The sequence below is a fragment of the Variovorax sp. Soil_C_33 genome (genome assembly GCF_057656935.1).
Window position 1 is genome coordinate 176,280 of the sequence record NZ_JBDGJK010000013.1, and the last position, 14,934, is coordinate 191,213.

The 14,934-nt window shown below is 66.6% G+C and carries 16 protein-coding genes and 1 tRNA gene; 12 read left to right on the forward strand and 5 right to left on the reverse strand.

The window, feature by feature from the left end; genetic code table 11:
• The first annotated feature begins 25 nt into the window (after positions 1-25).
• The 4 genes from AC3A6B_RS20615 to AC3A6B_RS20630 all read left to right on the forward strand — a co-directional run bounded on the left by AC3A6B_RS20615 (position 26) and on the right by AC3A6B_RS20630 (position 2,838).
• Positions 26-949 (forward strand): SDR family oxidoreductase, encoded by a 924-nt coding sequence (locus AC3A6B_RS20615; protein ID WP_487838516.1) that lies wholly within the window; start codon positions 26-28, stop codon positions 947-949.
• A 124-nt stretch (positions 950-1,073) separates the two neighbouring features.
• Positions 1,074-1,958, forward strand: a complete 885-nt coding sequence (locus tag AC3A6B_RS20620) for a S1C family serine protease (protein ID WP_487838517.1) — start codon at positions 1,074-1,076, stop codon at positions 1,956-1,958.
• The gene (locus AC3A6B_RS20625) at positions 1,955-2,338 is read left to right on the forward strand and encodes a response regulator transcription factor (protein WP_487838518.1); all 384 of its coding nucleotides are present in this window, start codon (positions 1,955-1,957) and stop codon (positions 2,336-2,338) included. The genes AC3A6B_RS20620 and AC3A6B_RS20625 overlap by 4 nt, the downstream gene beginning before the upstream one ends.
• A 134-nt stretch (positions 2,339-2,472) precedes the next feature.
• Complete coding sequence (locus AC3A6B_RS20630; protein WP_487838519.1) at positions 2,473-2,838, forward strand: hypothetical protein; 366 nt, start codon at positions 2,473-2,475, stop codon at positions 2,836-2,838.
• Between the two features lie 174 nt (positions 2,839-3,012).
• Here AC3A6B_RS20630 and AC3A6B_RS20635 read toward each other — a convergent pair whose 3' ends face one another.
• The gene (locus AC3A6B_RS20635; RefSeq protein ID WP_487838520.1) at positions 3,013-3,336 is read right to left on the reverse strand and encodes a hypothetical protein; all 324 of its coding nucleotides are present in this window, start codon (positions 3,334-3,336) and stop codon (positions 3,013-3,015) included.
• Positions 3,336-3,420 (reverse strand) — tRNA-Leu (locus AC3A6B_RS20640). Before AC3A6B_RS20640 ends, AC3A6B_RS20635 begins: the two co-directional genes overlap by 1 nt.
• 41 nt (positions 3,421-3,461) lie before the next feature.
• On the opposite strand from AC3A6B_RS20640, the gene cysM reads away from it, so the two are divergent.
• The 4 genes from cysM to AC3A6B_RS20660 are packed head-to-tail and all read left to right on the forward strand — an operon-like array spanning position 3,462 to position 6,307.
• The gene (gene cysM, locus AC3A6B_RS20645) at positions 3,462-4,364 is read left to right on the forward strand and encodes a cysteine synthase CysM (protein WP_487838521.1); all 903 of its coding nucleotides are present in this window, start codon (positions 3,462-3,464) and stop codon (positions 4,362-4,364) included.
• Positions 4,365-4,369: 5 nt separating this feature from the next.
• Entirely contained in the window at positions 4,370-4,912 is a 543-nt protein-coding gene (locus AC3A6B_RS20650; RefSeq protein WP_487838522.1) for an NUDIX domain-containing protein, read from the forward strand.
• Positions 4,913-4,953: 41 nt separating this feature from the next.
• Positions 4,954-5,181: a sulfurtransferase TusA family protein gene (locus AC3A6B_RS20655; protein WP_487838523.1), complete on the forward strand. Its 228-nt coding sequence runs from the start codon at positions 4,954-4,956 to the stop codon at positions 5,179-5,181.
• A 10-nt stretch (positions 5,182-5,191) separates the two neighbouring features.
• Positions 5,192-6,307 carry an SGNH/GDSL hydrolase family protein gene (locus AC3A6B_RS20660; protein ID WP_487838524.1) on the forward strand — a complete coding sequence of 372 codons (1,116 nt, stop codon included), beginning with the start codon at positions 5,192-5,194 and terminating at the stop codon, positions 6,305-6,307.
• On the opposite strand, the gene galU is transcribed toward AC3A6B_RS20660, so the two are convergent.
• From galU to AC3A6B_RS20675, 3 genes are all read right to left on the reverse strand, one after another.
• Positions 6,288-7,178 carry a UTP--glucose-1-phosphate uridylyltransferase GalU gene (gene galU, locus AC3A6B_RS20665; RefSeq protein ID WP_487838525.1) on the reverse strand — a complete coding sequence of 297 codons (891 nt, stop codon included), beginning with the start codon at positions 7,176-7,178 and terminating at the stop codon, positions 6,288-6,290. The two genes, AC3A6B_RS20660 and galU, sit on opposite strands and share 20 nt — an antisense overlap.
• Before the next feature lie 94 nt (positions 7,179-7,272).
• Positions 7,273-10,143 carry a valine--tRNA ligase gene (locus tag AC3A6B_RS20670; protein ID WP_487838526.1) on the reverse strand — a complete coding sequence of 957 codons (2,871 nt, stop codon included), beginning with the start codon at positions 10,141-10,143 and terminating at the stop codon, positions 7,273-7,275.
• A 90-nt stretch (positions 10,144-10,233) separates the two neighbouring features.
• Positions 10,234-11,211: an MBL fold metallo-hydrolase gene (locus tag AC3A6B_RS20675; RefSeq protein ID WP_487838527.1), complete on the reverse strand. Its 978-nt coding sequence runs from the start codon at positions 11,209-11,211 to the stop codon at positions 10,234-10,236.
• Positions 11,212-11,296: 85 nt separating this feature from the next.
• On the opposite strand from AC3A6B_RS20675, the gene yaaA reads away from it, so the two are divergent.
• The 4 genes from yaaA to queF are packed head-to-tail and all read left to right on the forward strand — an operon-like array spanning position 11,297 to position 14,715.
• Positions 11,297-12,082, forward strand: a complete 786-nt coding sequence (gene yaaA / locus AC3A6B_RS20680; RefSeq protein WP_487838528.1) for a peroxide stress protein YaaA — start codon at positions 11,297-11,299, stop codon at positions 12,080-12,082.
• Between the two features lie 2 nt (positions 12,083-12,084).
• Positions 12,085-12,924, forward strand: coding sequence for a 2OG-Fe(II) oxygenase (locus AC3A6B_RS20685; RefSeq protein ID WP_487838536.1), 840 nt, complete (start codon positions 12,085-12,087; stop codon positions 12,922-12,924).
• A 43-nt stretch (positions 12,925-12,967) separates the two neighbouring features.
• Positions 12,968-13,861, forward strand: coding sequence for an alpha/beta fold hydrolase (locus tag AC3A6B_RS20690; protein WP_487838529.1), 894 nt, complete (start codon positions 12,968-12,970; stop codon positions 13,859-13,861).
• Positions 13,858-14,715, forward strand: a complete 858-nt coding sequence (queF, locus tag AC3A6B_RS20695) for an NADPH-dependent 7-cyano-7-deazaguanine reductase QueF (RefSeq protein WP_487838530.1) — start codon at positions 13,858-13,860, stop codon at positions 14,713-14,715. The genes AC3A6B_RS20690 and queF overlap by 4 nt, the downstream gene beginning before the upstream one ends.
• The last annotated feature ends 219 nt before the right edge of the window (positions 14,716-14,934 follow it).

The following is a 14,934-nucleotide window of genomic DNA, read 5'->3' on the forward strand; positions in this document are numbered from 1 at the left end:
AGAATCAAGAAAAAGGAACTGGATTTTGCCCTCAATCAACAGCCCTCTAGGTGCAAGGCCCTCGCGCTTCCGGCGCGAGCGTGTGCTCGTGGTCGGATGCGGCGATGTCGGGCTCAGGGCGACACGCGCTCTGCGCGGTCGCGTGCAACTGATCGGGCTGACCTCTTCGCCCGGGCGCCTGGCGCTGTTGCGCGAGGCGGGCATCACGCCGATCGTGGCCGATCTCGATGCACCCGCGACGCTGCGTCGGATTTCGGGCCTGGCCACGCGCGTGCTGCACCTGGCGCCGCCGGCGCGCGAGGAAGGGGCGCAATGGTGGCGCGACGCGCGCACTGCGGCACTGGTGCGGGCCTTGCGGCTGCGCTCGCTGCCTGCCGCGATGGTGTACGGCTCAACCAGCGGCGTCTACGGCGACTGCGGCGGCGCACGCATCAACGAGACGCGAACCGTGAAGCCCGACACGCCGCGCGCGCATCGCCGCGTCGATGCCGAGCGCAGCGTGCGCTGGCTCGGCCGAGCGGGCGTCGCCGTGCGCATCCTGCGCATCCCCGGCATCTATGCGCCCGACCGCGAGGGCGGCACGCCGCGCGAGCGGCTGCAAAAAGGCACGCCGGTGCTGCGCGCAGAGGACGACGTCTACACCAACCACATCCATGCCGACGACCTGGCGCGTGCTTGCGTGGCGGCACTGTGGCGCGGCGGGCCGCAGCGCGTGTTCCACGCGAGCGACGACAGCGAGCTCAAGATGGGCGACTACATCGACCTGGCCGCCGATCTGTACGGCATGCCTCGCCCGCCGCGCATCGCGCGCGAGGAGGCCCAGGCGCAACTGCCGCTGTCGCTGCTGAGCTTCATGGGCGAGTCGAGGCGGATGGACAATACGCGGCTGAAGCGCGAGTTGCGCGTGCGGCTTCGTCATCCGACCGTGGCCACGGGGCTCGCTTCCTGATCTGCCTCGCCATCGGCTTGCTGATGAAGGCGCGCGGGCCGTCACGACCTTGATTGCCTGCCCAACCGGGCAGTAGGCGCCGAGCACAGGGGTTCCGACAATGCAGGCGTCGCTGGAGATCTTCATGTCGAACACTGTTCCCTTATCGCCCCTCGAACAACTGTCTGCGGCGATGGCCGACATGGTCGCCGACGCGGCGCGCAGCGTGGTCGCCGTGCACACGCGGCGCACGCGCGCCAGCGGCTTCGTCTGGCGACCCGGATGCATCGTCTCCTCAGAAGAAGCGCTGCCCGAAGACGAGGAGGTTGAAATCACGCTGGCCGGCGGCGCGACTGTCGCCGCCAAGGTGGCCGGCCGCGACCCCTCCACCGACATCGTGCTGCTTCGCTTCGAAGGTGCGGAAGCTCCGCAGCTGGCGCTCGACAATTCAATGACGCGCGCAGGTGAGTTCGTACTCGCGGTCGGTTCGCGTGAAGGCGTGCCGCTTTGCGCGAGCGGCATGGTCTCGCTCGCCGGCCCGGGCTGGCGCAGCCTGCGCGGCGGCGAGATCGACGCCAGGATCGAGCTCGACCTGCGCTTGCGGCCCAGCGCCGAAGGCGGGGTGGTGCTCAATGCGAAGGGCGGCGCCATCGGCATGTCGGTGTTCGGCCCGCGACGGCGCGTATTGGTCATTCCAGCGCCGACCATCGAGCGCGTGGCTGCGCAGCTCGCGGCCCATGGCCGCATGCCGCGCGGCTACCTCGGCCTGAGCCTGCAGCCCGTCAAGGTGAGCCACGCCAGCGTCGGCGCGATGGTCATGGCCGTGGCTGAGCAGGGGCCCGGTGCGGCGGCCGGCATCCATCAGGGCGACATCATCGTGGCCGTGAACGGCGAGCCGATCCGCAGCGTGCAGCTGCTGCTGCGCGCACTCGGTCCGGCGAGCGTAGGCTCGGTCCTCACGCTGTCGCTCCAGCGTGCGGGCGAGCCGGTCGAGGTTCGCCTCACCGTGGGCGAAAGGCCGACCGATTGAACGAGGGCCCTGCGATGAAGGCGATCGTGGTCGCGATCGAGATCGACGACGCCGAGTTGGCGCAGCGGCTCGTTGCCACGCTGGCAACTGCGCCGGGCCTGCGCCTGGCCGAGCGCGGGGAGGCCGCCGATGTCGTCGTGGTCCATCCTGCCGAGGCGGTGGAGCACGGCGAGGCCGTGGATTCGGTGTTGACTCCGCGCGAACTCGAGGTGCTGGCCCTGGTGGCTGAGGGTGCCTCCAACAAGGCCATCGCGCGGCGCCTGGGCATCTCGGTGCACACGGCGAAATTCCATGTCGGTTCGCTGATCGACAAGCTCGATGCCACCGGCCGCACCGATGCCGTCACGCAGGCGGCCCGGCTTGGCGTCATTCATCTTTGATAATTCAGGATGCGGTCACAGCTCCTCGCTGTGACGTTTGGCAACGATCTTCACCAACGGGACAGTGCACTGCTGCTGAGCTTGGCGCGTTGGTTGGCGGACATGGGCGGTATTCGCCCTCCTCAGGAGTCTTTGTGAACCTCAACCGTTCTGTCTTCTTCAAGTACGCCGCGGCTGGTGTCGTGGCAGCCGCGTCGCTCTTCGCCGCAGCTTCGGCCAATGCGGGTGTGAGCTGGTCCGTGGGTGTCAATGCACCCGGCCTCGCGATTGGCGTGGCCGAACCCGGCCCGGTTTACTACGAACCCGCGCCTGTCTATTCGCGTCCCGCACCGATCTACTACCAGCCGGCGCCGCCTGTATATTACCGTCCGCCGCCGCCGGCGTACTACCGTCCCGCGCCCGTGTATTACGGACCGCCTGCGCCGGTGTACTACGGGCCGGGCTACCGTCACGGGTACCGTCATCACCACCGTCGGGATTGGGACGATCGGGACGATTGAGGTCGGAAGAGCCAAGCGCCTTTTCACCGCAGCATGCAGAACGGCCGGCCTTCGACGCCGGCCCAGACGCACGCGCGGATGCACGCGATCACGATGCGGGAATCCTGCCCTGACGGTACGCTTCTTATGATGATGAACATGGCTTTTTCTCCGTGCATCTCCCGCCGTCGTGGTTCACGTCGCCCAATGCGAATAGTGAAGCACCACATAGCCGAGTGAATGCCAGAAGTGGGCTTCGGCCTGGCTGTTGGTGAAGATCCTCGAGCCATTCAGCCCAAGGCATTCGTAGCCCCAACCTACACCTGCCGAATCCAGAATGATCTTGTCCATGGCGCGCCTCCAATGCTTGAAGGTATAGGCGCTCGCCACCCTGGAAGCCAGCAGCCCGCGGCTGAGCGCCTCGTCGGCTCCGGTGCGGATGTCTTGTCCGGATTCATCCGGTGGGCGGGCGTCGGCTGCGGCTGACACGCATGCGCAACGCATGGCCGGGGAAGCCATGGTGCCCGGGGCCGGAATCGAACCGGCACACCTTTCGGTGGGGGATTTTGAGTCCCCTGCGTCTACCAATTTCACCACCCGGGCACGGAAGGAAGGCAGCTCAAAATTATGGCACAGTGCCTTCCATGCAATATCCGACGATTGAAGACGCGATCGGCAAGACGCCGCTGGTCGCGCTGCAGCGCATCGACGCGGCCGCGAACGCGAAGCGCGGCAACGTGATCCTTGCCAAGCTGGAAGGCAATAACCCGGCGGGTTCGGTCAAGGACCGCCCGGCGCTGTCGATGATCAAGCGGGCCGAGGAGCGCGGTGAAATCAAGCCCGGCGACACGCTGATCGAAGCGACCTCGGGCAACACCGGCATCGCGCTCGCGATGGCGGCGGCCATCAAGGGCTACCGCATGGTGCTGATCATGCCGGAGGACTTGTCCGTGGAGCGAGCCCAGACCATGAAAGCCTTCGGCGCCGAGCTCGTGCTCACGCCCAAGAGCGGCGGCATGGAGTACGCGCGCGACCTGGCCGAGCAGATGGTGGCGCAGGGCAAGGGCCGCGTGCTCGATCAGTTCGCCAACCCCGACAACCCGCGCATCCACTACGAGACCACGGGGCCCGAGATCTGGGCCGACACGAATGGGCGCATCACTCATTTCGTGAGCGCGATGGGCACCACAGGCACCATCACCGGCGTTTCGCACTTCCTGAAGGAGAAGAACCGCGAAGTGCGCATCGTCGGTGCGCAGCCCGAGGAAGGTTCGCGCATCCCGGGCATCCGCAAATGGCCGGAGGAGTACCTGCCCAAGATCTACGAGCCGAGCCGCGTCGACCAACTGGTCCACGTGAGCCAGGACAATGCCGAGGAGATGTGCCGACGGCTCGCGCGCGAGGAAGGTATCTTCGCGGGCATCTCGTCGGCCGGGGCGCTGTGGGTGGCGTTGGAGATCGCCGGGACGGTCGAGAATGCGACCATCGTCTTCGTGGTCTGCGACCGCGGCGACCGCTACTTGTCCACCGGCGTGTTCCCCGCCTGAACGCGATGTCCGAGCACAAGTTCTGTCCGGCCTGCGCCACGCCGCTGGCCCACATCGAACTGGCCGAGGACGGAGGGCCGAAGTCGCGCCTGCGCTGCCCATCCTGCGGCTGGACCCACTGGAACAACCCGACGCCGGTGCTGGCCGCGATCATCGAGTACCGCGGCCAAGTGCTGCTGGCGCGCAATGCCGCGTGGCCGCACAAGATGTATGCGCTGATCACGGGCTTCATGGAGGCCGGCGAGACGCCGCAGGAAGGCATCGCGCGCGAGATCAAGGAAGAGACGAACCTCGACGCCAGTGCGTTGAACCTGGTCGGCGTGTACGACTTCCAGCGCATGAACCAGGTGATCATTGCCTACCACGCGGTGGCCGATGGCGAGGTGCGCTTGTCGCCCGAACTGGTCGACTACCGGCTCTACGAGCTTGGCGCCCTCAAGTGCTGGCCGGCCGGCACCGGCTACGCGCTGGCCGATTGGCTGCGCACTCGCGGGCACGAGCCCCAGTTCATGGACTGGCCGCGGCCCGCCACCTCCGCGGCCGAATGAGCTGCCTAGAATCGACGCAGCTTCAAGGACAGGACAAGGCGATGGACATCCACAAAGAAATCGACACCCGCGGACTCAACTGTCCGCTGCCCATCCTGAAGGCCAAGAAATCGCTCAACGAGATGCAGAGCGGCCAGTTGCTGAGGGTGGTGTCCACGGATCCGGGCTCGGTGCGCGATTTCCAGGCTTTCGCGCGCCAGACCGGCAACGACCTGGTCGAGCAACAGACCGTCGGCACCGATTTCATCCACGTGCTGCGCCGCCGCTGACGGTGCCGCTGTGAAGCGCAGAGCCCGCATTGCCGCCCTGGCGCTCGCGCTGGCCGTCGCGGCCGCGCTGCTCACCTTGACCCTTTGGAGCGACGGCATGCCGCCCGATCCCCCGCATCGCCCCCTGTCTTCCAAGACGATCCCGCTCGCGGTGCTGGGCGATTCGAACAGTCACTCCTACCAGGACCATGCCTGGTTTCCCTCCGATACGGCCGAGCGCGGCGGACCGTGGCGTTCGCGCACCTTCCAATGGACCGAGGTGCTCGCGCGCCTGCGCGCGCAGGAGCTGGACCTCGGGCCCTGGGTCCTCTGGGGCCGGCCCGGCGTCGTGGCCTGGGCGCGCGAACAACTGGGCCTGCGCGGCGGCCGGGCGCCTAAGAAGGAGGACTATCTCTACAACTTCGCGAATTCCGGTGCCGCCTGCAAGAACCTCATGGGAGGCCGCTTTCGCCAGGCGCCGCGCCTTGTCGCGCTGATGGACCAGGAGCCCGAGCGCTGGATGCGCGGCCTGGTGGTGATCCGCATCGGCCTCAACAACTGGAGCGGACTGCTGGATCTCCAGGCGCGCGACCCTTCGGCGCCCGAACTGCGCGCCGCGACCGCGTACTGCGCCGGCGAGATCGGCGCCGCGGTGGCGTTGATCCATGCCTCGCACCCGTCGACGCGCATCCTGCTGGCGGGCATCGGCAATGAAGCGGACGACCCCGCCAACTTCGATCGATGGCAATCGGCAGCCGAAACCACGAACATTGCGGCCGCGCTCGACGGCTTCAATGCCGCCATTCGCCGGCTGGCCGAGAGCGACCCGCGGCTGGCTTTTTTCGACGATCTCGCGTGGTTTCAGGCGCGCTGGGGATCGCGCAGTGGCGATGGCAAGCCGGACTACAAGACGGTTGCGGTCGGTTCGGCACTGCAAGTGACGAACACGATCGGCGACGATCCCCGCAACGCCCTGCTGGCAGATCGCCACCCCGGGCTGGCGTGGAACGCCTTGTGGGCGCAGGCCCTCGTGGCGCGCCTGCAGGACGCTTTCGGTCTGCCCCTGACGCCGATCGCCGACGAGGAACTGGTCCGCTTCCTCGAGCCGCTGGTGCTGACGAGTCCGCCTAGAGCTCCAGGCTCTTGAGGTAGTCGCGGAACTCGCCGCCCACTTCCGGGTGCGCGAGCGCGAGCTCGACGGTGGCCTGCAGAAAGCCTTCCTTGCTGCCGCAGTCGTAGCGCACGCCCTTGTAGGCATAGGCGTAGACCGATTCCTTCTTCATGAGCGCGGCGATGCCGTCGGTCAACTGGATCTCGCCGCCGGCGCCCTTGGGCTGGTTGCGGATCTCCTCGAACACGCCGGGGGTCAGGATGTAGCGGCCCGCCACGCCGAGGCGCGAGGGTGCGTCCTCCGGCTTCGGCTTCTCGACCATGCGATTGACCTTGACCAGGCCTTCCTCGACCGTGTCGCCGGCCACGATACCGTAGCGCTTGACGTGTTCAAGCGGCACTTCCTGCACCGCGAGCAGGGAACCGCGGAGCCTGCCGAAGGCGCGCGTCATTTGCGCCAGCACGGGTTCGCCGTTCTCGGGGCCGACCATCAGGTCATCGGCCAAAAGCACCGCGAAGGGTTCGTCGCCGACCAGGTGTTCGGCGCACAGCACGGCGTGCCCCAGGCCGAGCATGCGAGGCTGGCGCACATAGGAGCAGGTCATGTCATCCGGCATCACCGAACGTGCGATCTCGAGCAGCGCGAGCTTGTTGCTGGCCTCGAGCTGGCTTTCGAGCTCGTAGGCGGTGTCGTAGTGGTCCTCGATCGCGCGCTTGTTGCGCCCGGTGACGAAGATCATGTCGCGGATGCCGGCGGCATAGGCTTCTTCCACCGCGTATTGGATCAGGGGCTTGTCCACCACCGGCAGCATCTCCTTGGGCTGCGCCTTGGTGGCTGGCAGAAAACGGGTGCCGAAGCCTGCGACGGGAAACACGGCCTTGCGAATGCGCGCTGGTGAAGTGGACATGGGCTTTGCGTCTGATCGAGAAAGATGGATCGGAGAAGGGCGGCGCCCTGAGCGCCGACCCCGAATACTAAAGCTCTCCGATGTCGAACGTCTGTCAGCCGAGGCGCACAAGCTGGTCGCGCAGCCGCTCCAGCGTGGCGCTGAAGTCCGAGAGCCGCTTGCGCTCCTGCTCGATCACCGCGGGCGGCGCCTTGGCGACGAAGGCTTCGTTGCCCAGTTTCCCGTTGACCTTGACGATCTCGCCTTCGACGCGCGCCAGTTCCTTGCCGATGCGGGCTTTTTCCGCGGCTTTGTCGATCTCCATGTGCAGGCAGATGCGCACGTTGCCGACCACGGCCACCGGCGCCGCCTCGGCAGCCGCAGCCCAGTCGGATGCGTGATCGAAGACCTTCACTTCCTTGAGCTTGGCCAGCGCCTGCAGCACCGGCGCGGCATCGCGCAGGAAGGTGCCGCTCGCGGTGTCGTCGGCCACGGCATACAGCGGCAAGCGCGTGGCCGGGGAGACATTCATCTCCCCGCGCAGCGTGCGGCAGGCATCGACCAGCGACTTGAGCCGTGCGACGTGGGCCTCGGCCGCTTCGTCGATCTTCTCGGGCTGGCTCTTCGGATAGGCCGCGATCATGACCGACTCGCCCTGGCGGCCGGCCACCGGGGCCACCTTCTGCCAGAGCTCTTCGGTGATGAACGGAATCACCGGATGCGCCAGGCGCAGCAGCGTTTCGAGCGTGCGGATCAGCGTGCGCCGGGTGGCGCGCTTCTGTGCGTCGTCGCCCTGCTGGATCTGCACCTTGGCGATCTCGAGGTACCAGTCGCAGAACTCGTCCCATGCGAACTGGTAGATCGCGTTGGCGACGTTGTCGAGCCGGTAGTCTTCGAAGCCCTTGGCCACCTCGGCCTCGACGCGCTGCAGCTGCGAGCTGATCCAGCGGTCGGCCTGGCTGAACTTGAGGTAGCCATGCGCCGGCCCGCCTACGGCGCATTCTTCCTTGGTGTGCTCGCGGAGGCCGCAGTCCTGGCCTTCGCAGTTCATCAGCACGAAGCGCGTCGCGTTCCAGAGCTTGTTGCAGAAGTTGCGGTAGCCCTCGCAGCGCTTGGGGTCGAAGTTGATGTTGCGGCCCAGCGATGCGAGCGACGCGAAGGTGAAGCGCAGTGCATCGGCGCCGAAAGCCGGGATGCCGTCCGGGAACTCCTTCTGCGTGTTCTTGCGCACGGCGGGCGCGGTCTCGGGCCGGCGCAGGCCCAGTGTGCGCTTGTCCAGCAGCTCGGGCAGCGCGATGCCGTCGATCAGGTCGACCGGGTCGAGCACGTTGCCCTCGGACTTGCTCATCTTGTGGCCGTGCGAGTCGCGCACCAGGCCGTGGATGTAGACGTGCTTGAAAGGCACCCGGCCGGTGAAGTGCTTGGTCATCATGATCATCCGGGCGACCCAGAAGAAGATGATGTCGTAGCCCGTGACCAGCACGGTCGAAGGCAGGTAGAGGTCGTAGTCCTGCGTCTTCTCGGGCCAGCCGAGCGAGGAGAAGGGCACCATCGCCGCGGAGTACCAGGTGTCGAGCACGTCCTCGTCGCGCACGAGCTTCTTGCCGGGCGCCTTGGCTTGCGCTTCGGCCTCGTCGTGTGCCACATAGACCTTGCCGTCCTCGTCGTACCAGGCCGGGATCTGGTGGCCCCACCAGAGCTGGCGCGAGATGGTCCAGTCCTGGATGTTCTCCATCCAGTGGTTGTAGGTGTTGACCCAGTTCTCGGGCACGAAGCTCACTTCGCCCGAGCGCACCGCATCGATGGCCTTCTGCGCGATCGACTGGCCGCCGGCGTCGGGCTTGGTCATGGCGACGAACCACTGGTCGGTCAGCATCGGCTCGACGACGGCGCCCGTGCGTGCGCAGCGCGGTACCGTGAGCTTGTGCTTCTTGGTTTCGACCAGAAGGCCGAGCGCATCGAGGTCGGCCGCCACCGCCTTGCGCGCGACGAAGCGGTCGAGCCCGCGGTATTTTTCGGGGGCGTTGTCGTTGATCGTGGCGTCCAGCGTCAGCACGCCGAGGGTCTGCAGGCCGTGGCGCTGGCCGACGGCGTAGTCGTTGTGGTCGTGCGCGGGCGTGACCTTGACCACGCCGGTACCGAATTCGCGGTCGACGTAGTCGTCGGCGATCACCGGGATCAGGCGGTCCACCAGCGGCAGCCTGACGCGCCGGCCGATCAGATGCTTGTAGCGCTCGTCCTCGGGATGCACCATGACGGCGACGTCGCCGAGCATGGTCTCGGGCCGGGTGGTCGCCACCGTGAGCGAGCCCGAGCCGTCTTCGAGCGGGTAGGCGATGTGCCAGAGGAAGCCGTCTTCCTCTTCGCTCTCGACCTCCAGGTCGCTCACCGCGGTCTTGAGCACCGGGTCCCAATTCACCAGCCGCTTGCCGCGGTAGACCAGGCCTGCTTCATAGAGCTGCACGAAGGTTTGCGTGACGACCTTCGAGAGCCTCTCGTCCATCGTGAAGTATTCGCGGCTCCAATCGACCGTGTCGCCCATGCGGCGCATCTGGTTGGTGATGGTATTGCCCGACTGCTCTTTCCATTCCCACACGCGGGAGACGAAGTTCTTGCGGCCCAGGTCGTGGCGGCTGATCTTCTGTTCCTGCAACTGGCGCTCGACCACGATCTGGGTCGCGATGCCCGCGTGGTCGGTGCCCGGCACCCACAGCGTGTTGTCGCCCTTCATGCGGTGGTAGCGCGCGAGGCTGTCCATGATCGTCTGGTTGAACGCATGGCCCATGTGCAGCGTGCCGGTCACGTTCGGGGGCGGCAGCTGGATCGCGAAGGAGGACGCGCCGTCCTTCGGTTGCCCGGTGCCGCGGAAACCCGCGACCGCATAGCCGCGCCGTTCCCACTCGGGACCCCAGTGCGCCTCGAGGGCGGCGGGTTCGAAGGATTTGGAAAGGCTCTCGAGGCCGGGTTGGGACAAGGTGTCGCTCATGGCGGTGCAAAGACGAGCGGCATCCCGCAGGATGCCGCTGGTGGGGGTGGATGAGCGAAGGATTTTATTCGACTGCGGCGCGCGCCGTGTTCAACGCGTGGGTACGTAGTTCACCGGGAGCCAGACGTAGCCGCTGCCCTGCGAGCGCAGCCGGCCGACGCCGGGGAAGGAGATGTGCGCGCCCCCCACCAGATAGCCCTGCATGGCAGCTTCCGCATAGGCCCTTCTGCGCTGCACGGCCGCCGGCCGGGAGTCGGTGTCGAACTGGATGGTGATGGATGGATTTTCGAACTGGACGGCGGCCACGTGCATCAGGTCGCCCCAGAACACCATCTTCTGGCCCTTGCTTTCGGCGATGAAGATGCTGTGGCCCGGTGTGTGTCCGCGGGCCGCCCTGGCCTTGATGCCGGGCACGAGGTCGGTGTCGCCATCGAAGGGCTTGAACTTGCCGGCAGCGATGTAGGGCTTGAGCGAAGCCATTGCGCCCTGGAAGAAGCCCTTCGAATCAGCCGGCGCCTTGTCCATGTTCGCCTGGCTGAGCCAGAAATCGGCGTCGCGCTGGTCGGCTCGCACCGTGGCATTGGGAAAGACTGGCGTCTCACCGGCAGCCAGGCCGCCCACATGGTCCGGATGCAGGTGCGTGAGGTAGATTTCGTCCACCTGCTCGGGCTGGTAGCCCGCTGCCTTGAGGTTGGCCGCCAGGCGGCCCAGCGTCGGACCGAACAGGCCGCCGGCGCCGGTGTCGATCAGCACTAGCTTTTCGCCGGTATTGAGCAGATACCCGTTCACCGAGGTTTCGAGCGGGCTCTGGAGGTAAGACCGGGCCAGCGTTTTCCTCACCTGCTCGGGCGTGGTGCGCGTCAACAGCTGGTCCATCGGCAACGCCACCGTTCCGTCGGACAGGGCCGTGACCTCGAAGTCGCCGACCATCAGCCGGTAGAAGCCCGGCGCGGCTTCCTTGGCAAGGGGTGCTGCCGCATGCGTTGTGCCCGGTCGCCACAGCACAGTGGCCGTGCAGGCGGCGACAAGAACGAAAACGCTGGTTCGCAGAAGGGATGCAAACTTCATCGCGGATCTCCTGAGAGTGGGTCGGAAGCAGGGCGGACTCTACCGTTTCGAGAACAGTCCGTCCGGGCCCGAAGATAATTCGGAGATGCTGTTTCTGATCTCGCCTGCCAAATCGCTCGACTACGACACCCCGGTACCCGATGCGCTGCCCGCCACTCAGCCTCGTTTCGAAGGGCCGCGCGGGCCGGCCGCCGAACTGATCAAGCTGCTGCGGCAGAAGTCGCCGCAACAAATTGCCGAACTCATGCACCTGTCGGACAAGCTGTCCGCGCTCAACGTGGCGCGCTACGCGACCTGGGCTTCCAAGGGGACGGAGAAGAACGCCAAGCAGGCTGCGCTGGCTTTCGATGGCGATGTCTATGGCGGGCTCGACGCGAAGACGCTCAGCGCGGCGCAGCTCGCCTGGGCGCAGGATCACGTCTGCATCCTGAGCGGCCTCTACGGCGTGCTGCGGCCGCTGGATCGGCTGCAACCCTACCGGCTCGAGATGGGCACGCAACTGGCCAATGGCCACGGCAAGGATCTCTATGCCTTCTGGAACTCGCGCATTGCTGGTTACCTGAACGAGCGCCTCCAGGCGGACCGCACACCGGTCGTGATCAACCTGGCTTCGCAGGAGTACTTCAGGTCGGTCGACCAGAAGGTGCTCAGGGCGCGGGTGATCGAGTGCGTATTTGAGGAATGGAAGAACGGCAAGTACAAGGTCATCAGCTTCTTCGCCAAGCGCGCCCGCGGCCTGATGGCGCGCTGGGCCGTGCTGCACAGGGCGGCCACGCCCAAGGTGCTGGAGAAGTTCGATCTCGAGGGCTACGCCTTCGATGCCGGGGCGTCGTTGCCCGAGCGTTTCGTATTCAGGAGGAAAGCGGCATGAGTCTGGGACAGGCGATCAGTCCCGAGTTGCGCGAGTGGGTCGTCGCGCAGCTCGCTGCGGGGCATTCGGTACCCAGCCTGCGGGCTTCGATGCGCGATGCCGGCTGGCACGCCGAGGTGGCGGACGCCGCGTTGGCCGAGGTCGAGGTGCAGGTTGCAAGCGCGGCGGCCGTCAGTCCGCCGCGCGCCGAGATGCCGGGGCCGGACCTGTCGACCTCGCCGCTCTACATCGACACCGGCGATCGCCATGTCCAAGTGCTCCAGACGATGCGCCATCCGCGCGTCGTGGTGTTCGGCGACCTGGTGTCCGACGAGGAATGCGAGGGCCTGATTGCGGCCGCGCGGCTGCGGCTCGCGCGCTCCCTCACGGTCGAGACCCAGACCGGCGGCGAGGCGCTCAACGTTGATCGCACCAGCGACGGCATGTTCTTCGAGCGCGGCGAGAACGTCTTCGTCGCGCGGCTGGAGCAGCGCATCGCGACGTTGCTGCGCTGGCCGCTCGAGTTCGGCGAAGGCTTGCAGATCCTGCGCTACAGCCCCGGTGCGCAATACCGGCCGCACTACGACTATTTCGATCCCGCAGAGCCCGGCACGCCGACCATCCTGCGGCGCGGCGGCCAGCGCGTCGCGACGCTTGTGATGTACCTGCAGGAGCCCGAGCTGGGCGGCGCCACCACCTTCCCGGATGTCGGGCTCGAAGTCGCACCCAAGCGCGGCACCGGCGTCTTCTTCAGCTACGAGCGACCCGACCCTGCGACGCGCACGCTGCATGGCGGGGCCCCGGTACTCGCCGGCGAGAAGTGGGTCGCGACCAAGTGGCTGCGCGAGCGCGAGTTCATCTAGCCTACCAGGGCCCGCGGCGCTCCTGCGGGTTGTCGACGACGTTATGAAACTGACAGCCAACGGCATCCAGATCGAGGTCGAAGACACCGGTGGCGAGGGACGCCCCGTGATTCTTCTGATCATGGGCCTGGGCATGCAGCTCATTGCCTGGCCGGACGCCTTCGTGCAGACGCTGGCCGACGCCGGCTTCCGGGTTGTGCGCCACGACAATCGGGACATCGGCCTGAGCCAGGGCTTCGACGAGGCCGGCACCGGCAATCTCGTCTGGCAGAGCGTGCGGCAGCGCATCGGACTGCCGGTGCGTTCCGCCTACACACTGCAGGACATGGCGAACGACGCGCTGGGTGTGCTCGATGCGCTGGGCATCCGACGTGCCCACGTGGTGGGTGCGTCGATGGGCGGGATGATCGCCCAGCGGCTGGCCGCCGCCGCGCCGCAGCGGATGACCAGCCTGGTCAGCATCATGAGTTCGAGCGGCGCCCGCAATCTGCCGGGCCCGCGGCCCGATGTGGCGGCCGCACTCATGCGGCGTCCGGCCAGCCGGACCGAGGCCGCGCTGGTGGCTCACAGCCTGGGTTTTGTTCGCCTGATCTCCAGCCCTGCGTATCCGCAGGAAGAGCGGGTGCTGACCGACCGAATCACCCGCGGGCTGAGGCGCGCGTACCGGCCGGCGGGCATCGTGCGGCAGATGCTGGCCATCGGTGCCGACAGCGGGCGCGAAGCCCTGCTGACGGGCATTGCCAGCCCCACACTCGTCCTGCATGGCGACGCCGATCCCCTGGTTCCCATCGCCTGCGGTGAGGACACCGCGCGGCGCATCCCGGGCGCGCGCTTCGTGTCCGTGCCCGGCATGGGGCATGACTTGCCGCCACAGGTGATCGACATCCTCCTGCAGCACATCGTCCCTTTTCTGCAGACAGCCGAGAAACGCGCATGAGCCTCGACAACACCCCCGAACAATCCCAGCTGGGCCGTGCCTCGACTTACGTCGATCGCTACGACGCCGGCCTGCTGTTCCCGATTTCGCGTGCAACGCAGCGCGAAGCCATGGGCATCGCGGCCAACGCACTGCCCTTCTTCGGTGCCGACCTCTGGACTGCTTTCGAGCTGAGCTGGCTCAATCCTCGCGGCAAGCCGCAGTTGGCCGTTGCGCATTTCACGGTGCCTTGCGAGACGCCCAACATCATCGAGAGCAAATCCTTCAAGCTCTACCTCAACAGCTTCAACAGCACGGTGTTCGCCGACGCAGAAGCCGTGCGCGAACGCCTGCGCACGGATCTGAGCGAAGCTGTGTGGCGCGGCAGCGACCGCGCTGCGGGCATCGGCGTAAAGCTGATTGCCCCCGACATGTTCGACCGCGAGCAGGTGCATGAACTCGACGGCCTCGATCTCGACCGCCTCGACATCGAATGCACGCACTATCAGCCGGCGCCCGAACTGCTTGCGAGCGATCCGACCCAGGTGCCTGTGGCCGAGACGCTCACCAGCCGTTTGCTGAAGAGCAACTGCCTCGTGACCGGCCAGCCCGACTGGGGCAGCGTGCAGATCCGCTACAGCGGCCCGCCGATCGACCAGGCGGGCCTCTTGGGCTACATCGTGAGCTTCCGCAACCACAACGAATTCCACGAGCCCTGCGTGGAGCGCATGTTCTGGGACATCTGGCGCCGCTGCCAGCCGACGAAGTTGGCCGTTTATGCCCGCTACACCCGGCGCGGCGGACTCGACATCAACCCGTTCCGTGCCAGTTGGCCACAGGCGCTGCCGACCAACACCCGCATGGCGCGACAGTAGATGCCGGGGCTGCATGCAAAAAGTTGAGAGGTAGTTGATCGGCGCTCCAAAACCGTGTCATAATCGAGGGCTCCGCTCAAGACAGCGAGCAGCTTGGGATCCTGAAGGGGTTCGAGGTGGCGAGGCTGGGGTGAGCGGGGTAGGGAAGGAAGAAGAGAAGAGCAAAAAATGCAAAAATTCTTCCAAAAAGTTTGACGGTTCTTCAAAAACCGTGTGATA

What these genes read in the sequence shown, in the direction of transcription:
- AC3A6B_RS20620 (WP_487838517.1), top strand. Translation starts at nt 1,074, where the DNA reads ATGTCGAACACTGTTCCCTTATCGCCCCTCGAACAACTGTCTGCGGCG.
- AC3A6B_RS20635 (WP_487838520.1), bottom strand. Translation starts at nt 3,336, where the DNA reads ATGGCTTCCCCGGCCATGCGTTGCGCATGCGTGTCAGCCGCAGCCGAC.
- cysM (WP_487838521.1), top strand. Translation starts at nt 3,462, where the DNA reads ATGCAATATCCGACGATTGAAGACGCGATCGGCAAGACGCCGCTGGTC.
- AC3A6B_RS20650 (WP_487838522.1), top strand. Translation starts at nt 4,370, where the DNA reads ATGTCCGAGCACAAGTTCTGTCCGGCCTGCGCCACGCCGCTGGCCCAC.
- AC3A6B_RS20655 (WP_487838523.1), top strand. Translation starts at nt 4,954, where the DNA reads ATGGACATCCACAAAGAAATCGACACCCGCGGACTCAACTGTCCGCTG.
- galU (WP_487838525.1), bottom strand. Translation starts at nt 7,178, where the DNA reads ATGTCCACTTCACCAGCGCGCATTCGCAAGGCCGTGTTTCCCGTCGCA.
- AC3A6B_RS20670 (WP_487838526.1), bottom strand. Translation starts at nt 10,143, where the DNA reads ATGAGCGACACCTTGTCCCAACCCGGCCTCGAGAGCCTTTCCAAATCC.
- AC3A6B_RS20675 (WP_487838527.1), bottom strand. Translation starts at nt 11,211, where the DNA reads ATGAAGTTTGCATCCCTTCTGCGAACCAGCGTTTTCGTTCTTGTCGCC.
- yaaA (WP_487838528.1), top strand. Translation starts at nt 11,297, where the DNA reads ATGCTGTTTCTGATCTCGCCTGCCAAATCGCTCGACTACGACACCCCG.
- AC3A6B_RS20690 (WP_487838529.1), top strand. Translation starts at nt 12,968, where the DNA reads ATGAAACTGACAGCCAACGGCATCCAGATCGAGGTCGAAGACACCGGT.
- queF (WP_487838530.1), top strand. Translation starts at nt 13,858, where the DNA reads ATGAGCCTCGACAACACCCCCGAACAATCCCAGCTGGGCCGTGCCTCG.